The sequence below is a fragment of the Methylovulum psychrotolerans genome (assembly GCF_002923755.1).
In the GTDB taxonomy this organism is placed as follows: Bacteria; Pseudomonadota; Gammaproteobacteria; order Methylococcales; family Methylomonadaceae; genus Methylovulum; species Methylovulum psychrotolerans.
This window is the reverse complement of sequence record NZ_PGFZ01000009.1, coordinates 156,371-182,465: the sequence shown is the minus strand read 5'-3', so window position 1 is coordinate 182,465 and position 26,095 is coordinate 156,371. Positions and strand designations below refer to the sequence as shown.

The following is a 26,095-nucleotide window of genomic DNA, read 5'->3' as shown; positions in this document are numbered from 1 at the left end:
CATTTAGCTATCGTTATTTGCCAACGAAAAGCGGATGAACGAGCCGAAGCCTATTTTGATTGGTCGGTATTTTTACCACTGGGCACTTATCCCCAAGTAAAAGGATACAGTCGGGTTAACCCTGATGACAAATATAACACCCAGATATTTATTCACGGCTATTTTTTTGTTGATGCTGGTCGTGTCGGTATTCACGGTATAGAAAACATTGGAAAACCGCCTATTGGTAAAATTGTGAACAATGATGAACTCCGTAGCCAATGGAATGCGTTACTGGCCACTAAAGGTTGTTTAAGCTATCTACCGAAAGCACTGCAACAATTTGTACAAGCACATCGTTGCGGATTTGAACGTACCCAGCATTTGAGTGAAGCACTTTTTAAATCCGACTTTGCAAAACTATATCAGAACTGGCTAGGAAGCAATTATCAATGGATCTGCCAACTGCAACCGCATGAAAAATCTTGGCAGCTCATTCCTGCCGATACTACGGCTTTACTATTACCTCCTTATCCACAAGGCGAGCATAAACGTCCTTGGGCTGTTTTTAAACAGTTGGGGGCATTTGCCTCTCAAGGATATGTGTTTCATGACCAGTCCCTCGCCTGCTTATTAAATCCAGTAAATCAAGGATGGACAGATGAATTATTGCTGCGGGTCTTGGACATCGATCTTGAAGCCGTTTTTTGTGAACGCGTCCATTTTGCTTACTTTAATGACTTCTTAGCATTGCCTGGAACCATTCATACCGCAACCATCAAAAATAAATTACAGTCGATAGCAAGAAATGGCTTAGGTTTACCGCCGGATTCATTGATTAAATCCGAAATGACCCGTTTCCTTGAGTATATTCCATCAGGTCAGCAAGTTGTTTTAACTAAAGTCAAACTATCTGGGCTGTGGCAACAGCTAGCCAAGATCCAAACGCGAGCATTGATTGTCCCTAAGGAATTGACACCAGAATCCACTCAAAACAATCCGTTGATAATGGATGATGCGGGGCTGCTTTTAAAAGCCTTGGACGCGATTTTAGGTTCAGCAAGCCAAAGCAATCTTCATGATGAAGCACAGGCGTTGGTCGAAGAAATTATCCAGATGGTGTCTCCTGTGGATAAAGAAAATTTGTTAAAACAGTGTTCTGGTTTACGTTTATTCAAAATACATGACTTAGCCTCTAAAAAAGATAAGTTTGTTGCTCAAAGTGATTTAAGGGCATTAAAAAATGGAAATATGCTGTTTCGTTTTTCAATTGGTAAGGATGATGAAAAGTTTTCTTTAGGCAATGCCTTATTACAAGCCATTGAGGGAGGTGAAATTTACTTTATTACGACTAACAATAAAAATCTATCCCTTGGGCCGAAAGAAAATTTGTCGGAGTGTAATGAAATATCATGTTTAGCTTATATTGACAACAAAAAACCTATATTGAAATCGCCGAAGTGCCGAACTAAATTGCTGGAGGGGTTGTTGTCGCACACCGACCTAACAGTAATTGAAAAAAAAGCTTTCCGATATTTATTACATGGTGATCTCAATCAATATTCTGTAGACAGTGAACGCTTATTGAGCGTTGATACAGACTTACCGCCAGTTTGGGAAAAATTAACACAGGCTATCTATCAGGTAGGGAATGATTCCTGGCGCTTGATTGATAAAATATTAGTTGATGTTTTATCGCATAAACTAAGTAATCAGCTAGGGGTTAATAAGGTGAATATTGAAGGAATATTGAACACCCTTAACGAGCGATTGCCTCAAATTAACCTTCAGCAACTGCACTTCAACCCAAAAGAATCTGAAACTATTTTGCTAGAAATTCAAGAGGAAAACTTATGGAAGCAACTTCCTTGGCATGAAACCGATAAAAGTGAACGCGTCACCATTACAAAGCAATGTTTTCTTGATAATGATTTACCGATACCTGATTCATTAGCACACCAAGTTACGCGCATTAAAAAATCAACCAACAAAGCCGTTGCAAAACAACAAAATGAATGGATAGCCCCATTAGATAAGCTGGCTCTAATACAAATTATCTTATCAAGTCAGAGTCCGAGTGATTATTCTTTGTTAATACTTGAACAATTCCCCGACATATCCATTGATGGTGATTTACGGCAATTACTTCGTGCTACCTATTGGCTAAAAACTAATAATGAACAGCCGGTGAAACCTGAAGATATTATCGTGATTGAAGGGATGGACGATGACATCAAGCGGCTCACGGCAGAATGTGCAGCAGGTTACTATTCGGTTGATGATGTGCATACTGATATCCAAAGGCATGAACATTTTGATCGGTTAAAAGCTCTTTTTTCCCGTGAACAAGACGGTTTGGAATGTTTATTTTTAATGCTGGGTGAAAGTAAACGTTTTTCCATTGGTACACTGGGTTTTAAATCAGAAGAGTTGTTGAAGTTTGCGGAAATTATTGCTGATGCCTTAGATATGCCAGGGTGGGCATTATTGGCAAAAAAGCAAGTAAATGCGCTATTAACAGAGGGTGATGTTGAATTAATTAAGCCAATTTTGAAGGCATTGCCAGTTGAGAATTACCCTAAGCTATTAAAGGATTTAATCATAATCCATAAGCAGCTTTCGCTACCATCACAACAATCCGAAATAATCAGGCTTTTTAATGCCTATATAACGATATTTGCCAATTTTCCTAATGTTGTCGGTTTGCTAAAAACCATGGAATTGCTTAACCAGCAAGATCATTGGGTCATGGCAGAACAGCTTTGCTTTGACATTGAAGGTGTGGACAAACATTACTTGCTGAATCGGGAGCAAGCGAGATGCTTAAGTGCAATTATCTATTCGGGTCAGCAACGGCAAGAAAGAAGCAACCTATTAGTGGTCGAAAACATTAACTATTTACGGCAAAGCACACCGAAAACGCTAAAGACATATTTTAAAGACTGGGAAGGGCTGGTAGAAAACGAACTGATTGGTCTTTTCATCAGTTTATTGGGCGGGAGTGCTGAAATTGAGCAAATCGCTAACGGCTTTCTTGGCAAACGCAGTGTTGAGGGTGTCCGAAATAGCATTGACTGGCGAACTAAGGCCCGGGACGCGACACGTTACATATTGTTTGATGGATTAGACCAACATCAAGCTATCCGTAAAATGGAATTCCTGATCCGTATTGAAGATCAGGATTCGATCAACGTAGCATCTATTTTTAATGCCCCTATTACCGTACCCTTGGATAGCCACCCCAATACCCTTATTGTCGATCATTCTTTTAAAGGGCAATACCAGTGTGTATTCAAATTGCGTAAACTGAAGATTAGCAATGGGGCTGAAAACCAGTTATCGACCCTTTTAAAAAACAGTGCCGAATGGCTGTTAAAAGAGGTCTATGAACAGTCCGGCAATCTAGGAAAAGTTTGGGCTGAACTCGGAGAATCAGACCAACTGGATATTGCCGTAGCTCAGGGCTTAATACTTGATGAGTTACCGGGAAACTTAAGGCAGTTGTCCTTACAAAAGACACTAATCCATGGCCTTTTACAAAGCTATCAAAATGCAAAATCGCAAAAAAAAGAGCTGGAGTTAACGGGTGCCAATACGCAAACGGCTGAAATAGAGATTCAGCAAGCTTTAAAGGGTATGCAGGATGCTTTGATAAACGACGAATCCACCCAGTCGGCAGTGCTTGACGCGATAAAAAGCAAAATCACCAATCACCAATATCAAACTTACAGCGTACCCTTCGAGCTGTTTCAAAACGCCGATGATGCTGTGGTTGAATATGCCGAAATGCTGGCTTATCCATATCCATTTTCGAGCCTTAATGAACTTGAATTGGACTCCCAACAACAACAGTTCCGTGTTTTAAGCGACGACAACACGCTGACATTTATCCATTGGGGACGGGCAATCAACTTTTTTCGCGGGGCAGAAGGGTTTCCCGGAAAAGAACGGGGATTCCAGCGTGATCTTGAAAAAATGTTACTACTGAATACCTCTGATAAACATACAGAGAGCTTGGTCACCGGCAAGTTTGGCTTAGGGTTTAAAAGTGTGCATTTGATTTCAAATCGCCCCAAACTGCTCAGTGGCCGTTTGGGTGTGGAAATTTTTGCTGCCATGCTGCCTGAACCATTATCGCTTGATGACCGTGAGCGGCTAAGAGGTTGTATTGAACACGCAGCCAAAACTAAATTTACCGCCACGGCTATCGAATTGCCGCTTACCGAAGGTATTGAAAATGACGATGTGCTCGAAAAATTTAAATCTTATGCTGGTGTATTAACGGCATTTAGCAAGGGCATTAAACATATTAACTTTAATCAGGAACACGTTATAAGTTGGCAGGAACAGATTGTTTTTACTGACTTGCCTACATTAAGAAAAAGTCGCTTATCATTAGGTGGAGAAAAAATTGACGCTATCAAGCTGGTTTTTGCCGATGAGCATCGCCGTTACGAAATGTTGTTTGCTTTTGGGGCGACTGGATTTAAAGCTTTTCCTTGGGTTGACAAGGAAAGTAAAGAAGCCCTGCCTAAAATTTGGGTTTTGGCTCCCACACACGATGAAGCTTCAATGGATTTTTTGCTGAATGCCAATTTTGATGTGGATATGGGGCGCTTGCAGTTAGCTCATGACAGTCTAAATAATCGCGACATTGCCCATGCGCTCGGGATTAATTTAACGCAATTACTGCGTCAATTGAGTATCCTGATTACCACAGACTGGGAGAATGTAAGACAAAAACTCGATCTGGCACAAGATAGAAAGCCATATGATTTTTGGCATTCGTTATGGTCAGTTCTGGTCAGTTCTTGGGTTAAAAAAGAAGACAACAAAGTCCATCAACTGGTTAAAGCGATGTTAACGGAATCAAACCCCTGCTTTATTGGGTTGTTATCGGATACCCCACTGTTACCCAATGGATTGTGGGATAGTTTGCAAGCCTTAGTTTACATAAAATCAATAAGATACGTCATCAAGGGTGTTTTAAGCCAGGAGGTATGTTTTAAATTGGCGATGAAGCAGCTATCTGCTATTTTGCAAGCAGACCAGGTAATTCATGAATATGTCCAAGACGAGTTGTTTAAGTTATTGCCGGAAAAAGACAAAAAGGCCTTGCGTTGGCCAACGTTTGATTTATCCACACTGGCTGAAAAAACCTTTCCTGACCAACAAGTCGGCTTCCATGAAGCCACAGCATGGGGTGAATTGTTGAATGAAAAGGTAACATACGAACTAGAAAAAAATGAGGAGCGAAAAAAAGAGCAAAAACGGCTAGAGGAATATTCAGCCACGCTTAAATTTATCAACCAGTCTGATCACTACACTTCTGTTGAAGATTTATTGGATAGCCAATTTACCGAACAGGAAGAAAAGTTGCGAGCTGCTTTTGCGCCTGATGCCAATATCTTGAATACGAAGTATGACCAAAAAGCCGCAGCGTTTTTTCGTTTTGCCCGCCCGCAAATGCGTGCAACATTGGATCAAATGGCGCAATGGGCATTGGTCGAAACAGAATTAACAAAACAATCCAGCGTATTACGTTATTTGTTGCTTGGAGAAAAAAGTGATGAATTGGCTAAAAAGATACGCGGACAATCATGGTTGAACGAATTGCATGAACAATCGGCGCATTTTGCAGGTTGGTCAAGATCTGATGTGAATAACGTTTTGATACGAAAATTAGCAAGCGATGAAAAAATAGCGCTAGTGCAAATTACAATCCCAACTGCTGCCCTCAAGGAAGAGCTTAACCCCAATATTGTACTCAATAACGTTTATAACTGGTGGCTACAAAATAAATCGATGTATTTAGATAAATACAACAAGCTTGTCTATCCGGAAGGTCATTTTCCAAAAATCATTGATGAACAGAATTCCATTAATAGGGATGGCTGGATGACCCTATTGTTTATAGGTTCGCTACATACCGTGGGCCGAACCAGAGATGAGCAGCATCGTACTGCGATAGAGCATTTTAAAGATAAAGGCTGGTGGGATGTTTTCATTCAAAAAAATCCTCAGGATGCACCGGAACAATGGATGCAGGTATTAGATGAGTATTTGCAAGATCAATTATACAGAAGCCAGTATGACTCATGGATGATGCGCTTTGTCAGCCTTTATCGCTTTGCCCGTTGGTTAGATGATTATGCCAGTGTGTGGTTAGCCATTTATCATCAAACAACGGCCTTTTCTATGGAAAGTGTTTTAAATACCGCAAGCAGTCCTTTGCATGCCGGCGGCGGAGTCATCGCTCCGCAACTTTCCAGAACACTAGGCATTGGAGCCAATTTTATTTTACGCGAGTTGGTGCGGCATCGCGTATTGAGCAACACAGCGGTAATTGTCGCTAGCGAACATTGTTTCGTGCCGCATTTGCGCGTTAGAAAGCTAATGAATCGCTTAGGGATTGCATTAGCTGAAGACGTTTCCGACACCACCCAATCAAATGATATTTATCAATTTATTTCCGAGTACTTAGGAAAAGAAAAAGCAACTTTTGCGGGCTGCTTTGATATACCGTTACAAATCATTGCCAGAGACGTTGAACTTGAAAGCCGATTATTTAGCAACACACCAATTGAATCATTCGATAATCAACCTGCTCGTCTTCTTGATGTGCCCAATTGGGCTTGGGATATTTTAGGTAATATTTCGTTTTTCGTAGATTTAGTAAACCACAACAATTTACCTGAGCCTATCGTTGGCTATGAGTTATGTGACTCAGATGGCAGCGTTTTACTGGAGCTGGAATTAGCATGGGAAAGCCAGGGAGTGGGTATTGTGGTGGATGAAGATGATAATCTCTGGACTCAAGTGCGGCGAGGACAAAATTTGGGCTGGCAGGTTTTTACCGTTGATGAGTTAAAGGATGAATTGCAGCGGTTTTTAGGCTGTTTTCATCAACAGGGAGGCAACTGAATGTTCAGTAAAGGTGAAAAAGTCAATCATCTACAGCACGGCATCGGGACGGTGCGTGCAGTGGATGAAGAAACGTTGATTATCCGTTTTGATCACGGCATTGAAGAATGTTTAACCGAAGACGTTGACCTCATTAAAGCGGTTGAACAATCCATTAATTCCTTGCATTTTTATTCGCCAATCGATGTTGTTTTACGAAGTCAGGCCGCCGCCATTCAATCAGTCAATGATAACTGGGGGGTCTTTTCAAAATCATTAATTAAGTTGTTGCCCCACCAATTATGGGTTTGTCATAGAGCATTAAGACAATGGCCAACCCATTATCTTGTCGCTGACGACGTTGGCTTGGGTAAAACTATCGAAGCTGGCTTAATCCTATGGCCGCTCTTATCTAAAGGTTTGGTCAAACGGCTATTGATTTTGGCACCGGCAGGTTTGGTTGAACAATGGCAATACCGGTTGCGGGAAATGTTTGATATTCGCCTGACCATTTACACACCGGAACTGGACAAACCAAAATCCGATTATTGGAATACCCATCCTTATGTCATTGCCTCGCTGCCAACCTTAAGAAAAAACCTTAACGGACGGCATGACAGAATGCTTCATGCTCAAGACTGGGATTTGCTTATTGTTGATGAGGCTCATCATTTGAATGCCTCAGAAGATCAAGGCGGGACATTAGGATACCGTTTTGTCCAGCGTTTGATTGAACACCAGAAATTTAAATCTAAAATTTTTTTTACCGGAACACCACATCGGGGTAAGGATTATGGTTTTTTTGCATTGATGAAGTTGGTCAGGCCGGACTTGTTTGATCCTGATAAGCCGGTAAAACCGCAATTAGCTTTATTAAAAGATGCCTTAATCCGCAACAACAAACAAAACGTAACAGACATGCAAGGGCGGAAGTTATTTAAACCGGTTACCGTTTATCAAGAAACCTACCAATACTCCGAGGCTGAGTCTGCTTTTTATGAACTGCTCACCGCGTTTATTTTAAGCGGACAGGCGTATGCGTCAAAACTAAACAGCTCAAACGCTCAGCAGGCTGTAATATTGGTGTTAACGTCATTGCAAAAACTGGCTTCGAGTTCGGTTTCAGCCATTAAGCGGGCTATCCAAAATCGTCTGAACAACATTATAACCATTAAAGATAACTTGAAATTTCTTGAGCAACAAAAAGAAAAACTAGATAGATTGGTTGCAATGATGGATGACGAGATCGATGCATCGCTGACGGATGAAATGCAGGCCTTGGAAGAACGTATCGTCGAACATAGCGCTAAGCTACTTTTGATGGAAGACGAAAAGCCACGCCTAGAAGCGTTATTAGCGACCGCCCACAACATTACCAGTGAAACCAAATTCGTCCGCTTGCTAACCGTTTTAGACGAACGTTACGAAGATCGTAATGTCCTATTTTTTACGGAATATAAAGCCACACAATCATTACTGATGGGGATGTTACAGCAGAAATACGGCGATGGCTGTGTAACCTTTATCAATGGTGACAACTTTGCAAGTGGTGTAAAAAACCAAAGGGGAGAATCACACGACTTACGCTTGCCGCGTGAATTGGCCGTTGAAAAATTCAATTTAGGACAAGTCCGGTTTATCGTGTCCACTGAAGCGGGGGGCGAAGGTATTGACCTCCAGGACAATTGTTATTCGATGGTACATGTAGATCTGCCCTGGAATCCCATGCGTATGCACCAACGGGTCGGCCGACTTAACCGATACGGTCAACAATATCCCGTTGAAGTGATAACTATACGCAATCCGGAAACCGTTGAGTCCAGAATTTGGGATCTGCTGAATACAAAATTAAACAGCATAACCGATGCGCTCAGTGAGGTAATGGATGAACCTGAAGACCTATTGCAACTCGTATTAGGCATGACCGATGGCAAGCTATTCACCCAATTGTTCTCTAAAGGTCTTAGTCAATCAAAAGAAAGCCTGAAAGGTTGGTTTGACACTGAAACCAAAAAATTCGGCGGAGCGGACGTTATTCAGACGGTCAAAAATTTAGTGGGTAATAGTCAGCAATTTGATTATCAAAGTTTAGATTCAATACCTAAAAGAGATTTAAATGATTTGCTGCCGTTTTTTGAAAATATACTCACTTACAATAAGAAAAGAATTGTGAAAACCGGACATGGCATTGCTTTTAACACGCCTGATCCATGGAAAACGGACATGGGTATCAAGCCAAAATATGACGGCTTAGTTTTTGATCGCGACCATAAGCAGGTCCAAAGTGCAGAAAAAGTTATAGGGGTAGGGCATCGGGTATTTGACCTTGCCTTAAAACAAGCCTTATCGTTGATCGCATCGCTATGCCTATTGCCTCAGTTAGAAAAGCCGCTAGTCATTTTTTCTATTTTTGACCGTATCACTGGCATTGAATCCAATATCGGTAAGACCCTCGCTGGTGTTTGTTGGGGCGGCAATTCTGATAGTAGCGAAATATTGTTCGATTGGCAGGTCTTGGATATTTTAAACCAACAACATAGCCTTCAAAAACTTGAATCCTCTCATTTTGAGAACAACGTTACCTCTGAAATACTGGCAGATTGTCTAAAAAATAGTAGTAGGTTATTAAAGCAAAACCTAGAACAGTTTAAATTGCCGTATAAAATGCCGGAAATAGACGTGCTGGCAGTTTGTTGGCCAAAGAAAATCGTAGCCGAACGGCAGGTTTTCATGCAGGCTGTAAATTGAGGCAATGTTCAGCTAGGTTGTGATAAAAAACCGCTGTTCAGCGTTGCTGTATGATACTATAGACCCAAAAGCTAATAAAACGACATAATAAACAATTACGCTAGTTTAGCGTCCGTCTATATCAAGTAACTGGCGGTAGCGGAGTGCATAATACCCCCATAATGGTTGGGATATGGAAGAAAAATACCCGATGATGTTATGTACTAAGTAGATGTGCATATATTTTTTAACATTTTTAAGCAAGCATCGCCATTCCGGCAGATATAAGAGATTGCCGGAATGGCGATGCTTGCTTAATTTTTGGTAAGTAGCGGTGCAAAATTCTTTTAACATGAATTTTGAAGAACCTATGCCCTATAGGTTCACCGAAAAATACAGGAAGCACCGTCATTCCGGCAATCTGCCGGAATGACGGCTTCTTCTTAAAAATGTTAAAAAATATATGCACACCTACTTAAAAATAGAGGACGGTTAGTCCTACAAAAAATGTAGGATAAAAAACTTTGCACACTTACCTCGCGCCTAACCCAATAAATCAGTTTGGACTGTCTCTGTGTCGTTTAATCAGCTTCTGACTCTATAACGTTAAACCTAACCCTATCAAGGATGAATCCATGCCCCACTCCATTATCGCTCCTGGTACAAGAATTGAATTAAGAGATGAAGAATGGCTAGTGCGTCGGGTCGATATGACGACCAGCGGCGGGCAACAACTAACCTGTATCGGTTTAAGTGAGTTAGTTAAGGATAAAGAAGCCCTGTTTCTTACCGAACTGGATAATAATTCAAAATTTCGCACCCGCATCAACGTACTAAAACCGGAAGATACCGAGTTTGTTCAAGATCAATCGAATGGTTTTATTGATAGCAGGCTTTATTTGGAAGCCTTGTTAAGAGAATCCCCTCCCACTGATAACAAGCTTTATGTTGGGCATCGAGCGGCAATGGACGTGGTGCCTTACCAGATGCAGCCAACCCTTCAAGCATTAAATCAGCCTAGGCAGCGTATTCTGATAGCGGATGCCGTAGGTTTGGGTAAAACCCTGGAAGCAGGTATTCTGGTTTCGGAATTGATGCGTCGTGGTAAAGGCAAACGCATTTTAGTGGTCGCAGTTAAATCCATGCTAACCCAATTTCAAAAAGAATTTTGGAATCGCTTTACTATCCCGTTAACACGTTTGGATTCAATCGGTATTCAGCGGGTCAGGAATCAGATTCCCTCTAATCACAATCCATTTTTCTATTTTGATAAAGCGATTGTCTCGGTTGATACACTAAAACAAGGTATCGAATATCGGAATTATCTGGAAAATGCCTATTGGGATATTATCGTTATTGATGAGGCGCATAATGTTGCAGAAAGATCAGGTAGCAGTCAGCGGGCTCGACTGGCAAGATTACTGTCCGTACGTTCAGATACCCTGATTATGCTCTCGGCCACGCCGCACGATGGCCGGGCTAAAAGCTTTGCTAGTCTGTTGAATATGCTGGATGCAACCGCTATCGCTAATCCCGAAAATTACAGTAAAGACGATTATGCCGATAAAGGGCTAGTGATCCGGCGTTTTAAAAAAGACATTATTGATCAGGTCAAAACCGAATTTAAAGAACGTAAAACCCAACAAATCAAGACTCAGGCTTCCGCGTTAGAACAAGCGGCTTTTGATTATTTAACTGAAATTCAATTTGCCAAAATAGACCAAGTCCGATCCGCAGGCATATTATTCAAAACTACCTTAATCAAAGCACTGTTTTCCAGTCCGGTTGCCTGTAGGGAAACTATCCAGAATCGGCTGAAAAATCTGGAGCAAAAACAGGACAACGCCTATCAAAATGATCGCGACCAACTTATAACGCTCAATGATTTATTAGCGAAGATCGAAGTCGCAAACTTCTCGAAATATCAATGTCTTATTGCAACCATTACTGATCATAAGGAGGGTCTAAATTGGAAGCCCAATGAGACTAAAGACCGAATAGTCATTTTTACCGAGCGTATCGAGACCTTGCGCTTTCTGAAAGAAAATTTACAGCAAGATTTAAAGCTCAAAGATAACCAAATCGAAGTGCTGTACGGCAGTTTATCCGACACCGAACAACAACGCATCGTTGAAGATTTTGGCCAGGAAAACAAACCGGTACGCCTGTTAATTTGCTCTGACGTGGCTTCGGAGGGGATTAACCTGCATTTTTTGAGTCATCGCATGATTCATTTTGATATTCCCTGGTCTCTGATGATTTTTCAGCAGCGCAATGGCCGTATTGATCGTTATGGACAGGAATACTCGCCACATATTCTGTATTTAATGACGGATTGTGCCAATGATGTCATCAAAGGCGATAACCGCATATTGGAAGTATTGATTGAAAAAGACGATCAAGCCATCAAAAACATTGGTGACCCTTCCGTATTCATGGGCGTTTACGATAGCGAAGCCGAAGAACAAATTACCGCACAAGCCATTGAGAACGGTATAGCGGCAGCTGCTTTTGACCAGCAACTGGAATCTAAAGCCCAAGCCTTCGATTTATTCGCGGAAGATTGGTTTGCAACGGAAAGTCAAGCCGTCATTAACGACCCACTCAATGAAACCGGTTCAATTCCCTGCCTGTTCCTTTCTGACTTTGACTACCTGTCGAAAGGGATACAGCGTCTGGCAGAAAAAGAGACGCGCGATCGCATCACGCAATTTTCAGCCAATCCTATACAACAGCGTGTCGAATTTACCGCACCGAAAAGCCTGGAACTGCGCTTCAAACATTTAAGCAAAGAAATCTGGCCGAGCAATGGACATTTTATACTGTCGGCAGAAAAATCAGCCATAGAAACCGCCATTAATGAAAGCCGACAATCCGAACAAAGCTGGCCAGTTGTGCATTATCTATGGGAACAACATCCAGTGTTCCAGTGGCTTAATAACAAAGTGGCGGGTGGTTTTAAAAGACAACAAGCACCTGTCATCGTAGCGGGTGCTAAATTAGCAAAAGGCGAAGTGATTTATATCACCTACAGTTTAATAGCCAATCAAAAAGGACAGCCGCTGATTCAACGCTGGTTAGGTATCGGCTTTATTAACGGCCAATTCAACGGCATTGATGCCTTGGAAGAGGTACTTAAACGCATCGGGCTTAGCCAAGGATTGCCTAATTCGGGAGAAGCTTCAAGCGTATTCAATCAACTGGCAGCACAACTGCCTGAAGTGGTTAAACAGACCAAGCAGCAAATGACGCTTTACCGAAAAGCCTTCGAACAAGAAAACCGGCCTAAATTAGACGCGCAACTGGAAAAACTCAAAATATTGGAAAACAAGCATGTAGAACAGCTTGATTTGTCCGTCCAAACCAGCGAACAACTGGCCGCCATTAAAGACAAACGTTACCAAGAGGAAAAAGCAGCCATTCGCAGTCGCTTCGAAGAATATCGGCAATGGATACAAGAAACCATGAATACTGAAGATCATCCTTATATTCAAATTGTCGCGGCCATCGTCCAGGCCTGATCCAGAAGTGTAGCTTTTAGAGCCAAGATTTTTAACCCTTTCAACAGCTGTGGTGCAAAAGCCCCAGTGCTTAAACCTACAGAAAACAATAACGGAATCATCCCTAATGTCGCTCGACCTCACCGGCATCACCAACGAAAACGAATATTACAGCCACCACTATTTGTCGGCGATTTTTGAAGGCGACCTCAAAGACACATTCAGCCAATGGCAAGCGATGGAGGACGATTATCGTGATGTAAAGCCAGGGTCACAAAAAAGCGATCCGTTTGCCGAACTTCGCGCCCCGTGGATAAAATTGCGTTCATTAGCGCAAGACTTTTTCCGCTTGCTACATCAGCTTGAAAAAGACCGCGACCCGCAATCCCGCTTACAATTACAAAATGCTTTTTTTGCCAAACTGCTGACAGCTTTAGGTTATACCTGGCAACCGACCATGAAAAATAGCGTGGAGTCCGGTGACATTCCTATTCTTGCTGAAGTGGCGCATGGTCAAAACCCCGCATTATGGGTATTGGGTGTATGGAATAATGTTGATGCTGATAAAGAAGACCCGCTTAATCTCACCCTAAAACCCGAACAATGGCTTTATGGCCATGAGCCACAGGCCGCGCTCCTGAATCTCAGCATTGACGACCTGATTAACAAAACTATTTTCGCGCTTGACCATCCGCCGCGCTGGATTCTGTTGCTCAGTGATACCCAGTTACTGTTGATAGATCGCAGCAAATGGCATGAAAAACGGCTGTTACGGTTCGACCTTGCAGAAATCTTTAGCCGCCGTGAAGACAGCACACTCAAAGCCATGACCGCGTTACTGGTTAAAGACCATTTAACGCCTGCCCAAGGCCTGTGCTTAATGGACAGTTTGGATGAAAATGCCCATAAACACGCTTTTGCCGTCTCTGAAGATTTAAAATATGCGCTGCGTGAATGCGTGGAACTGCTCGGCAACGAAGCCATGCGTTACTGGCGGGAGGAGAGCAAGGAAAAAGTATATACCGAAGTCATGGCGGAAAACTTAAGCCGTGAATGCTTACGTTACATGTACCGGCTACTGTTTTTGTTCTATATCGAAGCCAGACCGGAACTGGATTATGTGCCCATCAAAAGTTCCAGTGCCTATCTTAAAGGTTACAGCTTGGAGTCTTTGCGCAACCTGGAAATGACGCCGTTACATACTCAAGAAGCGCAACACGGCACCTATATTAGCGACAGTATCCAATTGTTGTTTGATTTGATTGACCAAGGTTTTCACGCGCAACCCAACACCAATATCTTTGCCAACGGCGATACCGAAGCCTTTAGCATCACGCCCCTCAAAAGCCATCTGTTCGACCCGAAAAGCACACCCACGTTAAACCGAGTACGCTTTCCTAATCACCTGATGCAAAAGATTATCCAGTTGATGTCGCTGACCCGACCCAGCACGGGACGCTATCAACGCCGGGGGCGCATCTCTTACGCACAACTGGGCATTAACCAGCTCGGTGCGGTCTATGAAGCCCTATTGTCTTATAAAGGCTTTTTCGCCCCACACGATTTATACGAAGTTAAAAAAGCCGACAGCCAACCGAATGAACTAGATTCGGCGTATTTTGTGCCAGAAGCGGAACTGATAAATTACACCGAAGCGGAACGGGTGCTTAACGAACAAGGCGGCTTTAAAGTCCACCCCAAAGGCACCTTCATTTATCGCATGAGCGGACGGGATCGGGAAAAATCGGCCTCTTATTACACGCCGGAAGTGCTGACCCAAGCCTTGGTCAAATACGCCCTGAAAGAATTATTGCCCGACAAAAGTGCAGACGAGATTTTACGACTCAAAATATTAGAACCGGCGATGGGTTCGGCAGCGTTCCTTAACGAAGCCATCAACCAATTGGCTACCGCCTACATCCAGCGGAAAGAAAAAGAAACCGGCGACCGTCTGGCACACGAAGACTATGCCGACGAACTGCAAAAAATCAAGCTGTATCTGGCGGACAACAACGTCTTCGGTATCGACTTAAACCCCGTTGCCGTGGAATTGGCCGAAGTGTCGTTATGGCTTAACTCCATTCATAAAAGCGGCTTTGTACCGTGGTTTGGTTTGCAATTGTTCAACGGCAACTCGTTGATTGGCGCAAGGCGGCAAGTATTCGCACCCGATGTGTTGAACAAAAGCAAAAAGGAACAGCTTTGGTTTAACCAAACACCCAGCCGTTTGAACCCTTATGGCTTATCAAACCTCCCTCTCCCTGTGTACCCTAAAGGGCATAAAGGAGAAGGTCGGGGTGAGGGCCAGTTCGCCCAAACCGACCACAACAACCAACCACTACTTAGCGAGCGCGGCCAGCGCATTTACCATTTCCTGTTGCCTGACCCCAATATGGCCAACTATCAGGATAAAGTCATCAAAAGCCTGGCCAAGGATGCCATTAAAACTATCAGCGAGTGGCGCAAAGACTTCTGCAAACCTTTTAGTGCCGAACACATCAAACAACTGCAAATCTTTTCCGCCAAAATCGACGAACTTTGGCAAGCGCATACCGTGGAACAAGCCAAAATCCGCGACAAAACCACCGATCCTTTTAACATCTGGGGACAGCCACAAGACCAGCGCCACCAACCAAGTCCATTAGCGCAAAAAGACCACATTATCGCCCAAGAACGCCAATCCAAAAACCTGAAAAACGCTTCTCCGTATCGCCGTTTAAAACTGGTGATGGATTACTGGTGCGCGTTATGGTTTTGGCCGTTGGCCCAGGCCGACTTGTTGCCGGACAGGAACCAGTATTTTTTCGACCTCAATTGGCTGCTGATGGGCGGCACACTGGAGCCGGTGACCGAACCCGGCCAAACGGCGGACTTATTCCCCGATACTATGCCGCAGAAACTTTCGATGGATTTTAATGATCGTTTCGGGCAACTGGACATCGAAAAAATCCTCCGCGACAATCCGCGCTTAAATGTCGCTAACCGCCTTGCGGAACAATCCAATTTTTTTCATTGGGAACTGGAATTGGCCGACATCTTTGCCTATAACGGCGGTTTCGATTTGATCTTGGGTAATCCACCCTGGTTGAAAGTGGAATGGATGGAAGCGGGCATCATGGGCGATGCCAACCCGTTGTTTGTTTTACGCAACTTTACCGCAAATCAACTGAATGAACTCAGGGAAGAGAGCTTTTTCGACTATCCAAAACTCAAAGCCGATTATTTTTCCGAGTTTGAACTAGCAGAAGGTACAAAGAATTTTCTTAATGCCGAGGTCAATTACCCACTATTAGTCGGACAAAAAGCTAATTTATTTAAATGTTTTTTGCCTCAAGCCTGGATGGGGAATAAATCAATGGGCGTAGCCGGTTTTTTACATCCCGAAGGTATTTATGACGACCCGAATGGCGGCTTATTCCGGGCGGCGATCTATCCACGATTGCGAGCGCATTTTCAGTTTCAGAATGAATTCCAGCTATTTGTAGGAACAAATGATCATGGAAGGATGCGTTTTAGCTTAAATATTTATCAAACTTCGAATCTTGCTTCAGTATCGTTTAACCATATTTCAAATCTATATATTCCGCATACCATTTATCAATGTTTCGAGCATGATGGCCATGGCATAGTGCCAGGCATTAAAACCAATGACGGCCAATGGAACACCGTCGGACATAAAAGCCGGATTGTACCGGTTGATGAATGCACATTGGCTTTGTTCGCCAAACTCTATGATACCGAAGGTACTCCAGCCTTACAAGCCCGGTTACCTGCTTTACATTCCAAGCAGTTGCTTCATGTGTTGGAAAAATTCGCCCACCAACCCAAATGTTTAAGCGATTTTCAGGGCGAGTATTATTCAACTTATATGTTTGATGAGACTAAGGCCCAAAAAGAAAAAACAACAATAAGGCAGACCCAATTTGCCAGAGAAACGCAGCAATGGATTTTATCGGGGCCTCATTTTTTTGTCGGCACGCCCTTTAATAAAACGCCGCGTCGTGTTTGTACTGAAAATGGTCATTACGACATCCTCGACCTTGCCAATTTGCCAACTGATTACTTACCACGCACCAATTATTTGCCAGCCTGTGAACCTGCCGAGTACCAGCATCGTATTCCGCGTGTTCCGTGGGTAGAGGCAGCGGAAGCGAAGCGAGTGACAGAGTATTATCGGTTTGTAAATCGGGAGATGATTGGACCATCATCTGAACGGACTATGATTAGCGGGATTCTTCCAAAAGGCGTAGCTCATATCAATACTTGTTTGAGTACAAGCTTTATGGATGACCATATTATGCTTGATTATTATGTAATGTGTTTATCTGTACCGGTTGATTACCGGGTTAAAAGTACAGGTATGGGACATGCCAGTACGACGTTAATCAATCAATTACCTGTATTAACCAATGAAGTCTATCGTTCATCATTACATCTACGGGCATTAACGCTAAATGCCTTAACCACCCACTACACCGACCTCTGGCAATCCTGCTACCAACCCATCTTCACCCAAGACCACTGGGCTAAATCCGACCCACGCTTGCCCAACGCCTTTTTCCAGCAACTGACCCCAAACTGGCAACGCCACTGCGCCTTACGCACCGACTACAACCGCCGCCAAGCTTTGGTGGAAATCGACGTATTGGCAGCAATGGCCTTGGATTTGACTTTGGACGAATTACAAACCATTTACCGCGTGCAATTTCCGGTGATGCGCCAATACGAACAAGATACTTGGTTCGACCGCGCCGGACGCATCGTGTTTACCGTCTCCAAAGGCTTGGTCGGTGTCGGCTTGCCGCGCAAAGCCAATAAAAACGACCTGCCTTGCCAAATAAAAACGCCGCCCGCAGACATTAAAAACCGCTGGCTGGACTGGTGCGCCGAACACGTCAGCCCCAAAAATGGCCAATTCACCATCGACACCCGCGACTGGATAACCGAAACGACCACCCTCGGCTGGGAAGACGTGCAAGCGCTCGATGGTGTTATCATCGAGCGCACGGTTCTGGATGACACCGTCCCCAATGGCCCGATAGAGCGCGTCATCCAATACGTCGCCCCGTTTGATTTATGCAGCCGCGAGCAAGACTATCAAACCGTCTGGCAACATTTTAAAGCCAGGCAAAATGAAGTGCTGGCTACCGATTAGTCATTGTTAATCATCACACTAATTTAAGTAAGGATATAGCCCATGATTGAGGGTTCAAGACAACTACCGATGCAACATATTACTGTCAGAGTGCCATGGCACGACAACGGTTGGAATGGCACTTTTTGCAATAAACCCTGTGTGAATACCAGTTGTACGGTGTTACCCAGGATCGCTTCAGGACGCGATGATAGCCATGAAGCGGATAAGGCAGGGACTTCCATTGAAGGTTTGGAACAAAATAAACTACCTCCCTGTGTCGATGAGCACGGCACGCTCATGGCCAAGTTTAGTCAGGTTTTACTAAAAAATCATCCCTATACGCAATCGGCTTCTGTTACTCACGGCCATTTTGAAGCCACACCGTATACTATTCAGCCCTATTCCGTAGCGGTTATTCCTTTTCGCTGGATGCTCAAAGAGAACACGGAAAGCCGAAGCGAGGACTTGCAGCTTGATTATAACACCAATCGTGAACCTAAAATGGATTGGCAAGATGCTTGGATTCAGGAAGGAAAGAACCAAAGGATCATGCTGGACAGCTTTTTTAGCGCAGTGAAACCCGATGAAAGTTTAGTGTTTTTTTATGCCAAACGAACGCCGTTAATCGAGGACCCTCGGCGAGTCATTATAGGGGTTGGTCGTGTTAAGTCGGTAGGCAAGCCAGCTGAATATCGATATAAACGTGATAAACCGGCCAATGCAATCAGTGGCTTTTTATGGGAGCGCGGTATTGGGCATTCAATACGGCCCAATGGAAAGGAAGGTTTTTTATTGCCTTATCAACACTTGCTTGACTTGGCTGAGGCAGATGTCAGTATTGATTTGGCGGCTTGCACGGCATTTGCACCGGATGAGCATTTTGAAAGTTATTCCTACGGTTCGGAATTGTTGCCTCAAGATGGCGCTATTGCCTCTTTACTGGCCATCGAAAAAGCGATTAAGGCGATGTGCGTTTACTTTGAGGCTCCCTGGCAGGAATATCTGAAGTGGATAGACAACGAATTAAACCGACTGTGGCAAATTCGCGGCGCATTTCCTGGCTTAGGCGCAGCGTTTAACGCTTTTGGTTTGCCGCACGGCAATTTGCTGGCCTGGTATTTAAGTGCTGATGAGGAATCTGGAAATAATCCTTGGCCTTTATTAGAAAAGGCATTGTCAGATTCTTCTTCGTTACCGGACTATTTGCAACAAGGCCTTGGCGATACGTTGTATCAAAAGTGGCAAAAGCTACCGCCTGAGCGCAGGGCTTTATTGGCGTTGTTGAGCCGATTTACGCTTACCAATAGTCAGGCGAAGCGCTGGTATCAACCGACAGAACGTGAAAAAGCGGGGATTTCTACCCTCACTACTGATGGAGAGATTTTAGCTAATCCTTACCGGATTTATGAAGAGGATCGCTTACAGCTTGATGCGATTGCTTTTGCAATCATTGATCGCGGCATGTTTCCGCCAGAAAATTTAAGAAAGGACTTTCCTATTCCAGAGCCTAGCCAAATTAAAGAAGCGGTTGATAAGCGCCGTATTCGAGCGCTTATGATTCAGGTATTGGAGGAGGCGGGCAGTAAGGGACATACCTTATTGCCGGATAACTGGTTAATCCAGCAAATTCGGGATCTAGCCATGAAGCCAGAGTGTCCTCTGGATATTGATACTTTAGGCGTCGTTAGCGATTTTATTTCGCCATTCGTGGAGGCGATTGAGCTAAAAAATGGCAATAAAGGTTTTCAATTGGATCGTTACATTGAAACTGCCCAGTCGATAAAATCGATTATCATAAAACGTCAGAAAGGCCGATTACATGAGGGGGATTATGATTGGGCGGCATTGGTTGATGCTGCAATTGAGAGCGGCTCGAAAAGCGTAACTGATGCAAATGAGTCACTCGCTAGAAAGGAAAAATCTAAAGCGCTGGAAATGCTGTTCAAGTCACGGGTGTCCGTGTTAATGGGAGCAGCGGGTACCGGAAAAAGTACTTTAATTAAAGCCCTGTGCAATATTGATGCGGTAAAAAAGGGTGGGGTGCTTTTATTGGCTCCGACAGGAAAAGCCCGGGTCAGGTTAGAACAAACCAGTGGCCAGTTTGGCAAAGGGAAAACCATTGCGCAATTTTTAAATGGATTACAGCGCTATGATGGGAATACGGGCCGTTATTTTATTAATACCAACGCAGGCAAGTCTAGTGCGCATAAAACAGTTGTTATTGATGAATGCTCGATGCTGACCGAAGAACAGCTTGCCGGGCTTTTGGATGCAATTAAAGGTGTAGAACGCTTGGTTTTGGTTGGCGACCCTAAGCAGCTTCCGCCCATTGGTGCCGGAAGGCCTTATGTTGATATTGTACAACAATTGATGCCGGAAAATATTGATAGTCTTTTTCCTAAAGTTTCATATTGTTATGCAGAGTTAACCGTTACTCGGCGTCAACAAAATCAAGGACTAGGTGAGCGGGTTGATATTTTATTAGCCAATGCATTTAGTGGTAAATCGCAAGATGCCGGTGCGGATGAGGTTTGGAATATTCTGGATAATGACGAAACGCCCTATGTAAAGTTAGTTAAGTGGAATCAGCCGGATCAATTATTCGAGCTTCTCACTCAACACATTGTTAAGGAATTACACCTGACTTCGGATCAGGATGAAGTGGGATTTGAATGCAGTTTAGGGGGAACAGCCGGCAGAACGCATGTGTTTTTTAATACAGCTTATGGCGACAAGCCTGGAGCTTCAGAAAAAGCCGAAAATTGGCAAATTCTTTCGCCACATAGAGCGGCACAATCAGGCGTTGAGGTGATAAATCGGTATATACAAGCAAAATTCAGAAGGGATGCAATTTATTTGTCCTCTAAAACAGGCTATGCAAAACGTATCCCGAATCCGGCAGGGCCTCAGGGTATTATCTGGGGCGATAAGGTTATCAATATAAAAAATGATGGGAAAAGGAAGGTTTTCCCTGATAAAGAAAATCACTATGTAGCAAATGGCGATATTGGCATAGTGACGGGATATTATAAGAAGAAAGGACAGAAATTTTTCAACAAAATCGAAGTTGAGTTATCGGCCCAACCTGGCTTTGGTTATAAATATTGGCCTAATGAGTTCGATGCCCAGGAAGCAACGCCGCCTTTAGAATTGGCTTATGCATTAACCGTACATAAAACGCAAGGCAGTGAGTTTGGTACAACATTTTTAATCATTCCCAATCCATGCAGGCTTCTTTCAAGAGAAATGCTTTATACCGCATTAACACGCCATAAAAATAAAGTTGTCATCCTGCATCAGGGTGATTTCAAAGAGCTGGTTAAGTTAGTTATGAAGGCTATTCGGATATTGCCAAACGAATGACCAATCTGTTTAAGGCATCTCAACCTGTAGAAGTTACAGTAAATAATTCCAATGTGTTTCTGGATAGTAATTTGATTTATCGGACTGATAAAGGAGATTTAGTGCGATCAAAATCAGAGTGGATAATCGCCGATAAATTATATGCCGCCGGCATAGATTATCAGTATGAACATCCATTGATGCTGGCGGGTCATGAGCGCTTTCCCGATTTTACAATAATTGATGACGATTCTGGTGATAGGTGGTATTGGGAACACAACGGTATGCTGAGTAATGATGCATACCGTGAACGCTGGGAAAGAAAGTTAGCGGCTTATAAACAAGAAGGCATTTTACCGCTAGAAGAGGGCGGTGGCGTTAATGGGACGTTATTAATAACAGAGGAAAAGGATGGTGTGGGCCTTGATTCAGAGAAGATTAAGCAATTTATAGATATTCTCAAGGCAGAATAATCATTGTTCATTTGGAGTAATCATTGAATCCCAGCATCTTAGCCCGGCAACTACAACAAGCCGTCAGTAACTATCTGCGTTTAAGCTTTGAAACAACAACGCCTTTTTTCGATGGGTTGCTGGAGCGCTTTTTAAGTACACCCGGATTATTGGCGAAAGGGCCTTATCTGTCGATCAAATTGCCGTTTGAAAAAGGAGCCGATAAAGCCGATTTCTTTCCGGACGTGCCGCTAGGTTTTCCACCGCACAAACATCAGGAGATCGCTTTTCAGCGCATTGGCGTTGAGTTTAAATCAACCCTGGTGGCTACCGGCACGGGGTCTGGGAAGACTGAATGTTTTCAGTTGCCTATCCTTAATTATTGTTATCAGCATCGGCATAAACAAGGTATTAAGGCGATTCTGATTTATCCCATGAACGCGCTGGCTTCCGATCAGGCTGAACGTTTGGCAGAAGCTATTTGTGACAATCCGGTACTGAAAGGAAAAATCACGGCCGGCATTTATGTGGGCGATAAGGAAAAAAACGCGGCTACTTTCATGGATCGGGAGCATCTTATTTCCGATAAGGAAACGCTCAGAAATAATCCGCCGGATATTTTGCTGACCAATTATAAGATGCTGGATTTTTTGTTGATCCGATCTAAGGATTATGGCTTATGGTCAAAAAATGCCGCCGAAACACTCAAATTTTTAGTGGTCGATGAATTACATACTTTTGATGGGGCGCAAGGGACTGATTTAGCGTGTTTGATTCGGCGGCTGAAAGCCCGTCTGGACACGCCCAAACAGCATTTGGTTTGCGTGGGTACCTCGGCTACATTGGGTGGCCAGAATGCCGGTCAGAATTTAATCGGCTACGCAACGGCGGTATTTGATGAATATTTTGACGAATGTTCAGTGGTTAACGAATACCGGCAATCCTTAGGCGACTATTTGGCTTCTTCGCCCGTCGAACATATTCGCTATCCTACTCTGGACAAGCTGGAAGCGTTGAAGGCCGATCATTATTCGGATTTGGACAGTTATGCCTTGGCGCAAGCTAGATTGTGGTTTGATACCTTACCGCTTTTAGATGATGCCATTTTTTGGCGAGTCGAGCTGGCACGGGCACTAAAAACACACTTTTTATTTCAAAATCTGTTGCGTTTGCTGAACGGCCAAGTTACCGATTGGCTGGACTTATTGCCGCGTTTTAAAAAAGGCCTGGGAGTTCAGGCCGAAGCCCCCGATGAGTTTGTCGAACATTTATTAACCAGTCTGGTGTCACTGGTTTCGGTAGCTAGGGATGATGCTTTTCTAAATGCCGTTGATGATAAGCTGGATATTGAACAATTATTGGTGCAGGAACAGCCGGGCAATAAACATATCACACGTCCGTTATTAGATGTGCGGATGCAGTTATGGTTACGCGAGTTAAGCCGATTATTGGTTTTATTGCCATTAAAAAATGAACACCCCGCCTTGATATTTGCCGATGACGGTAACGTGCCGCAAGACCGGATTGCGTTACCGGCTATCCATTGTCGGGATTGCGGAGCGATGGGTTTGTTAAGCCAGAAAGCGGAGGATGAGCAATGTATTACTTCTGATCTGGACACTATTTATCGGGCGTTTTTTGAACATTCGCCCAAATCCTGTCAGTTGTTTCCGATGTTGCAAGTCGATGTTCCAAGGGATTTTGCTGATGGCCTCGATAGAAATTTGTGCGCCCGTTGCGGTTATTTGAGCCGGCGCCCGCAAACCAGTTGTCAAAACTGTGACTCCGAAGATTTATTATGGGTGCATCTGCCTAATAATAGCAAATTAGAAAAAAATAAGCATTCCGGCGAATCTAAGCAGAAAAGTCATAACGATTGCCCTTTTTGCCAAAGCAAGGGCAGTCTGTTGATTATCGGAGCACGATCAACTAGCTTATCTTCAATTGTAGTGGGTCAATTGAGTACCTCACCGTTTAATCGTGACAAACAGTTGATTGCTTTTTCTGATGCCGTTCAGGATACCGCGCATCGAGCCGGATTTATTGCTGCACGCACCCGATCTTTTGGTTTTCGAGTGGCATTAAAAAAAGTCATAGACCTTGGTCAGAAACCTTTTTCTTTAGTCCAATTGATCGCCCATTTTAACGAGTATTGGCTGGAGCAATTGGGGGACATTGTCTTTATAGGCCTGTTTTTACCGTCTGATATGGAATGGTTACGTGATTTCAGCGCCTTGAAAAAAAATGAACGCTTACCCGATGGCTCCAATTTACTGACCTTATTGCAATGGCGTTTGGAGTTTGAAATTCTGAGCGAGTTGGGATTTCGTAGCCGAATTGGACGATCACTTGAGCGCAGTGGTTCCGCTAGTTGTTATTTCGATCATGAGGTCATGGTAACCGCGTTAACCGGTCTGTTATCCGCCCTGCAAGAAGCCATCGGTTCATTAAATAACCTTGAATTTGCACAACTACAGCGCTTTGTTTTTGGTGTCTTGGCGCATCTTCGTATCGGTGGTGGAATTTATTCTGCTGGGCTGGATGGTTATATCAAGGATAACGGTAATCCTGGCGTTTTTATTAACCCCGTACATTTACCTAATTTTGCTCCTGGTGCGCGGGTACCCATGTTTCTGGCAACGAAAAAGACCAAGGGCTTGGAAACCCTGTCGGCAGGTCAAGCCGGGGCAAGCAGTTGGTATCAAACGTGGTTACTTAAAAGCTTATTAACCGGTGATACCTTGCATCAAAGCGGCGATTTGAATGCCGCTATTTATCAGCTAGTGTTAAAGCACTTGCTGAAAGCCAATGTACTGGTTGATAAAACAACAGGGACAGGTGAAACGGTTTGGGCCATTAACCCTGGAGCGTTGTTGATCAGTTCCGAATCAGTCCGGCTGGATTGTAACCATTGTCACCATAGCCATAATGTGGCGGCTTGCGAAGTAGAACGCTGGTCAAACATGCACTGTTTACGTAAAAGTTGTTTAGGACATTACCAAATTGACAAAACCGATATGGAGCAACTGGATTTTTATGGCCGTTTGTATCGTGACGGTGAAGTCAATCGGGTCGTGGCGGCAGAGCATACGGGTCTGCTAAGTAGGGACGAGCGAGCCGACGTGGAAGCTTCCTTTAAAAAATCCCCACAATCCCGTCAACCTTGGGATATTAATTTATTGTCCGCCACCCCTACATTGGAAATGGGGGTTGATATTGGTAATCTGTCATCCGTTCTGTTATGTTCAGTGCCACCGGCGCAGGCGAATTATTTGCAACGGATTGGCAGATCTGGACGACGTGACGGCAATGCCATTAATGTGACTCTGGCGAATGCCAATGCCCATGATCTTTATTTTTATAGTGATCCCCATGAGATGATGTCGGGTGAAGTGGAAGCCCCCGGTGTTTTTCTGGATGCATCAGCCGTTTTAGAGCGTCAATATACGGCTTTCTGTTTGGATCAATGGGTTAAAAAAGAAGCTGAACAAGCATTGATACCTCATAAATTAAAAGCCGTATTAGCCACTGTCGCCAAAAGAAAAGGGGATTTAAAACATTTTCCCTATTCGTTTTTGAATTATGTCGAAAATAATCGTACCCCGTTACTCGAAAGATTCTTAGGTTTGTTTCATTCAGAGCAAGAAATAGGTCTAAGTGATTTTTCGGTACAGTGGATTAAGCAATTTGCTGAAGGAAACTTTGCAACGCAAGGTAGTTTGAGCTTTCGCATTCAAGAAAATTTGTTGCAACAACAGTTGGAACTGGAGTCGCTCACCAAGGAAGCCAAACGGGTCAATACGGTGATGCAAAAAATGAAGAAAGCAGAACTGTTATCGCCTCAGGACAAGGAGCATTTGGAGCAGTTAGAAATTGAGCTTGCGGCCCTACAGTCGCTGGCAACGCTGATAAATAATAAAGATACGCTACAGTTTTTTACCGATGAAGGCTTGATCCCCAATTACGCTTTTCCTGAACAGGGTGTCATCTTGCATTCTGTGATTTATCGGTCTAAAAAAGATAACGAAACGTCTGTTAAAGCAGTTGGGGTAAAT

The 26,095-nt window shown here is 43.6% G+C and carries 7 protein-coding genes; all 7 read left to right on the top strand.

Annotated features, from left to right (window positions below; all coding sequences use genetic code 11):
- Positions 1-234: 234 nt before the first annotated feature.
- Positions 235-6,903, top strand: coding sequence for a hypothetical protein (locus AADEFJLK_RS18145; protein WP_146054658.1), 6,669 nt, complete (start codon positions 235-237; stop codon positions 6,901-6,903).
- Positions 6,904-9,630, top strand: a complete 2,727-nt coding sequence (locus tag AADEFJLK_RS18140; protein WP_103975263.1) for a DEAD/DEAH box helicase — start codon at positions 6,904-6,906, stop codon at positions 9,628-9,630. It abuts the gene before it with no gap.
- Between the two features lie 614 nt (positions 9,631-10,244).
- Complete coding sequence (locus AADEFJLK_RS18130; protein WP_103975261.1) at positions 10,245-13,130, top strand: DEAD/DEAH box helicase; 2,886 nt, start codon at positions 10,245-10,247, stop codon at positions 13,128-13,130.
- A 106-nt stretch (positions 13,131-13,236) separates the two neighbouring features.
- The gene (locus tag AADEFJLK_RS18125; protein ID WP_103975260.1) at positions 13,237-18,264 is read left to right on the top strand and encodes an Eco57I restriction-modification methylase domain-containing protein; all 5,028 of its coding nucleotides are present in this window, start codon (positions 13,237-13,239) and stop codon (positions 18,262-18,264) included.
- A 42-nt stretch (positions 18,265-18,306) separates the two neighbouring features.
- Entirely contained in the window at positions 18,307-21,609 is a 3,303-nt protein-coding gene (locus AADEFJLK_RS18120) for an AAA family ATPase (RefSeq protein WP_211299263.1), read from the top strand.
- Positions 21,606-22,061, top strand: a complete 456-nt coding sequence (locus AADEFJLK_RS25240; protein ID WP_211299262.1) for a hypothetical protein — start codon at positions 21,606-21,608, stop codon at positions 22,059-22,061. The genes AADEFJLK_RS18120 and AADEFJLK_RS25240 overlap by 4 nt, the downstream gene beginning before the upstream one ends.
- A 224-nt stretch (positions 22,062-22,285) precedes the next feature.
- The coding region (locus AADEFJLK_RS25235; RefSeq protein ID WP_249028077.1) for a DEAD/DEAH box helicase at positions 22,286-26,095 on the top strand (3,810 nt) is incomplete at its 3' end.